The sequence below is a fragment of the Flavobacterium sp. genome (assembly GCF_029242675.1).
In the GTDB taxonomy this organism is placed as follows: domain Bacteria; phylum Bacteroidota; class Bacteroidia; order Flavobacteriales; family Flavobacteriaceae; genus Flavobacterium.
Map to the genome: position 1 here is coordinate 1 of NZ_JAQWTM010000415.1, position 5,297 is coordinate 5,297.

Here is a 5,297-nt window from a genome sequence, read left to right on the forward strand (position 1 = left end):
TTGCTTCCTCGGATAAAGCCAAAATTTTACCTTGACTTATGATTTCTTGAATGCTTTCTAGCGAGAGAAGATCAGTGCTTATATAGTGTGTATTATCCATGTATTTTTCATTTTTGTGTGCCAAATTTGATTAAATCAATATTAATACACAACATATATCGGTACTAATTTATAAATCAATAAAAAATAAACTAAAAACAACTAATTAAAAAGGTGTCCAATCTTATCTAGGTAAACTAATAATTATTTACGCTATCCTTGTCAATTTATACGTACTCACTTCAAAAACTAGCACAATTGAAGCTGTAAACAGTGTTTTTTGAACTTTTAAACAAGTATTAAAAACCCAAATCGTATTCTAAAATCACGCATAAATAGTAATTATGCTTATATTCAGGGCATAATATGTCAAATTCCAATCATTACTCAGTTTAAGCTCCTATTATTAAAATATTCGCAAATCGACACAATCGTTTTCTCTTATTTACAAAAAGCCGTATTTTTGAAACTAATTATGGCAAACAATAGCAAAACATATCATTCTTCGATTACAACTCAGTTTGGAGTTGGCTCTGCTATGACGTTTACATTCACTACAACTGTTACAACCCCTTAGGGGTATACCTTTTTACATATAATCCTACTATACCATTATTTCTTTCGAGAGGTTACATTCTTGGGTGAATAAAAATATTCCCTTTTTTCAATATTAAAATACAGCATATGAAAGTTTTAAAATTTGGTGGAACATCAGTAGCCAATGCCACAAATATAAAATTAGTTTTAGAGATCGTTCAGCAGCAAGCGCAGCAGGATCAATTAATTGTAGTTGTTTCTGCTTTGAGTAAAGTAACTGATTTACTTCAAACAGCAGCAACAAAAGCTGCAGCATCTGATGAGACCTATAAAACCTTAGTTGTCGAAATTGAAAAAAAACATCTAGATACCATAAAAGATTTTATCCCAGTAAGTCAGCAAAGTGGCGTATTGAGTCACATTAAACGAATAATTAATCACCTCGAAACGTTACTTGAAGGCTGTTTCCTGTTAGGTGAACTTTCTCCTAGAACAGCAGATACCATCTTGAGTTTTGGCGAACTATTATCTTCGTATATTATCGCCGAAGCTTTAAAACAATCGGTACCTACTGCAGCTTATAAAGACAGTAGAGAGCTCATAAAAACCAACAGTAACTTTGGTAAGGCGACTGTGAATTTTGAAAGCACTACCACTTTAATTAGCAACTTTTTTAAAGCAAATAAAAGCCCTATAACTGTGATGCCTGGCTTCATAGCCTCATCAAATGAAGGCATTACTACAACCCTTGGTCGAGGAGGATCTGATTACACTGCTGCTATATTAGCTGCTGCCGTAAACGCAACTGAATTAGAAATATGGACAGATGTAAACGGAATGTATACAGCGAACCCAAAAATTGTCAAGCAAGCACAAGCTATTGCCACAATTTCGTATCAGGAAGCTATGGAATTATCTCATTTTGGAGCAAAGGTCATATATCCACCAACGATTCAACCGGTGCTTCAAAAAAATATTCCAATTCTAATTAAGAATACTTTTGAACCAACTGCTGAAGGAACTTTTATTTCTAATAATGCTGTCGCAAATGGGAATCCGGTAAAAGGAATTAGTCATATTGATAACATCACATTAATTACGTTAGAGGGTCCAGGAATGATTGGTGTTTTAGGATCGTCAAAGCGATTGTTCGAAACTCTTTCTCAAGCCAATGTTAATATTATTTTTATAACTCAAGCGTCTTCTGAACATTCTATTTGTATCGGCATCTTAAATTCTGATGCTACACTCGCAGTGGAAGCTGTCAACAAAACTTTTGAAATAGAAATAGCTCAAAATAAAGTAGAACCTTGCATGGTCGAAAGCAATCTATGTATCATCGCATTAGTTGGTGAAAACATGAAAAATCATCAAGGTTTAAGTGGTAAAATGTTCAGTACATTAGGTAAAAACAATGTAAATATTCGAGCTATTGCACAAGGCGCTTCAGAAAGAAATATATCCGCAGTAATAAATGAACGAGATGTTAAAAAAGCATTGAACACGCTACATGAACGCTTTTTTGAAGACAACACCAAACAGCTGAATTTATTTGTCATGGGTGTGGGTAATGTGGGCGAAAAATTCATTGTTCAAATCAACCAGCAAAACAAGTTTTTAAAGGAAAATCTCAAAATAAACCTACGCGTAATCGCATTGTCTAATTCTAGAAAAATGATTTTTGATGAAGAAGGAATCGATTTACAATCATGGAAAGGACTTCTTGAAAATGGAGAAAAAGCCGACCAGCAACTTTTTATCGAGCAAGTTAAAAACCTCAACCTTCGCAACAGTATTTTTGTAGACATTACAGCGAATGAAACAGTCTCTCAAACCTATACTCATTATTTAAAAGAAAGCGTTTGTGTAGTCACTTGTAATAAAATTGCTTGCTCATCTGCTTTTGATAATTACAAAAACTTGAAGAATTTATCACGCAGGTACAATGCCCCTTTCTTGTTTGAAACTAATGTTGGAGCGGGATTACCTATTATTGATACTGTGAAAAACTTAGTAGCTTCGGGAGATAAAGTAAATAAAATCCAAGCTGTTTTATCAGGAAGTTTGAATTTTATTTTTAATAATTTTGATTCAAATAACACTTTTCATGATGTAGTTAAAGAAGCTGGTGTACAAGGATTTACAGAACCCGATCCGAAAATTGATTTAAGCGGAATTGATGTCGCTAGAAAGATTCTGATTTTAATTCGCGAAAGCGGTTACCAAATGGAAATTGAAGAAATTGAAAACGAATCATTCTTACCTGCTGAATGCATGGCAACAAAAAACAACGAAGACTTTTTTAGATCGCTTACACAACACGCAAGTCAGTTCGAAGCAATTTTGGCGGAGGCCAATGCTAAAGACAGTCGCTTAAAATTTGTAGCACAATTTGAAAATGGAAAAGCTAGTGTAGGTTTGCAATTTATCCCAAAAGACCATCCTTTTTACAATCTTGAAGGTAAAGACAATATCGTGCTTTTTTATACTGACCGATATGTAGACCAACCCTTATTAATTAAAGGTGCTGGCGCTGGTGCAGCGGTTACTGCCTCCGGAATTTTTGCAGATGTGATTAGGATTGGGAATGTTTAAAAAAGTTGCAAAGTTACAAAGTTGCAAAGTTGTGAAGTTGCAAAGTTTCAAAGTCACAAAGTTGTGAAGTTGTGAAGTTGTAAAGTGAAAAAGTCTGTTTATAACCGCAAGCTTGCGATCTGTGAAACTCTGAAACTAGGAAACTCTCAAGCTATGAAGCTATGAAACTTTGAAACTTTGAAACTCTGAAGCTCGGAAACTCTGAAGCTATGAAACTTTGAAACTTTGAAGATCTGAAACTTTGAAGATCTGAAACTCTGAAACTTTGAAACTTTGAAGCTCTGAAACTTTGAAACTCAGAAACTTTGAAACTCAGAAACTCAGAAACTTTAAAACTTAGCAGCTAAGCAACTTAGAAACTAAAAAAAAATGAACGAAATAAAAATATTTTGCCCAGCAACTATTGCTAATTTATCCTGCGGATTTGATGTGCTTGGATTGTGTTTGGATACTGTGGGTGACGAAATGATTATCAAGAAATCAAATCTAAAGGGCATTCGCATTACTAAGTTAGTGGGTGCCGATTTACCACTTGAAACCGACAAGAATGTGGCTGGTGTTGCTGCTCTTGCCATGCTCGAAGCATTGAATTCAGACGCTGGGTTTGACATTGAAATATATAAAAACATCAAAGCCGGTAGCGGTATTGGAAGCAGTGCCGCCAGTTCAGCAGGAGCTGTTTTTGGAATTAACGAATTATTAGGTCGCCCGTTTGAAATCAAAGATTTAGTGCAATTTGCTATGCAAGGTGAAAAATTAGCTTGCGGCAACGCACATGCTGATAACGTAGCTCCTGCCCTCTTGGGCGGATTTACCTTAGTTCGCAGCTACAATCCTTTGGATATTATTAAAATAGCTAGTCCAGCAGAATTATATGCTACTGTAATTCATCCACAAATTGAGTTAAAAACCTCGGACGCGCGCTCTGTCTTAAAAAAAACGGTCTCCTTAAAAAGTGCTATTATGCAGTGGGGAAATGTGGGCGGACTAATTGCCGGATTATATACGCAAGATTATGATTTAATTGGTAAGTCACTTCACGATGAAATAGTCGAACCACTGCGATCTGTATTAATTCCAGGATTTGATTCCATAAAACAAGTTGCCTTAGCTAATGGGGCTTTAGGTGCAGGAATATCAGGATCAGGACCTTCGATTTTTGCTTTAAGCAAAGGCGAAGCAGCTGCTAAAAAAATTGCCGAAGCAATGTGTACCATTTATGACGATATGAAAATGCCATACGAAATTCATGTTTCCAAAGTAAATCCGGATGGAGTAAAAATAATAGCTCCCTAACCCTCGAATGGTGAACAAAATTAAAATAATAACGAGATTGCTTCGTGTCTCGCAATAAAAAATAAAATGAAATACTACAGTTTAAACCATAACGCTCCAAACGTTTCTTTTCAAGAAGCTGTAATTCAAGGATTAGCCAGCGATCGAGGCTTGTATTTTCCGGAAACAATAGCTCCTTTATCAAAAGAGTTTTTTGATTCGATAGAACAGCTATCCAATGAGGAAATTGCTTTTCAAGTCATACATCAATTTATTGGAGACGAGATTCCTGATAATGTACTTAAGGAAATCATAGCAGAAACACTGTGTTTCGAATTCCCTTTGGCAACGGTTGAAGACGACATTTTTTCACTTGAATTGTTTCACGGTCCCACTATGGCTTTTAAAGATGTTGGTGCTCGATTTATGTCACGCTGTTTAGGCTATTTCAACAAAGACAAATTAAACAGTAAAAACACCGTTCTTGTTGCTACATCAGGAGATACCGGTGGAGCCGTCGCAAGTGGGTTTTTAGGTGTTACCAGTGTAGAAGTAATTATTTTATACCCGGCTGGCAAGGTAAGTGAAATTCAAGAGCGACAATTAACCACTTTAGGGCAAAACATTAAAGCTTTAGAAGTCAAGGGAATGTTCGACGATTGCCAAGATATGGTAAAGCGTGCTTTTTTAGATCCAAGTTTAAAAGAGCACAACCTGACATCTGCAAATTCCATCAATATTGCGCGCTGGTTGCCGCAAATGTTCTACTTTTTCTTTGCATATAAAGCGTTAAAACAACATGGCAAACCATTAGTTTTTTCTTGTCCAAGTGGTAATTTTGGAAATATTTG

3 protein-coding genes are annotated in these 5,297 nt (G+C 35.6%); all 3 read left to right on the forward strand.

What is annotated here, in order from left to right; all coding sequences use genetic code 11:
• Nucleotides 1–723 precede the first annotated feature (723 nt).
• On the forward strand, nt 724–3,171 hold the full coding sequence (gene thrA, locus P8M54_RS15200) for a bifunctional aspartate kinase/homoserine dehydrogenase I (protein ID WP_300288872.1): 2,448 nt from the start codon (nt 724–726) through the stop codon (nt 3,169–3,171).
• 369 nt (nt 3,172–3,540) lie between these two features.
• Nucleotides 3,541–4,467, forward strand: a complete 927-nt coding sequence (locus P8M54_RS15205; protein WP_300288873.1) for a homoserine kinase — start codon at nt 3,541–3,543, stop codon at nt 4,465–4,467.
• 66 nt (nt 4,468–4,533) lie between these two features.
• Nucleotides 4,534–5,297 (forward strand): threonine synthase (gene thrC, locus P8M54_RS15210; protein ID WP_300288874.1); only part of this gene is annotated, 764 nt, incomplete at its 3' end.

Coding starts and splice junctions, on each gene's coding strand:
- thrA (WP_300288872.1), top strand. CDS start 724: ATGAAAGTTTTAAAATTTGGTGGAACATCAGTAGCCAATGCCACAAAT.
- P8M54_RS15205 (WP_300288873.1), top strand. CDS start 3,541: ATGAACGAAATAAAAATATTTTGCCCAGCAACTATTGCTAATTTATCC.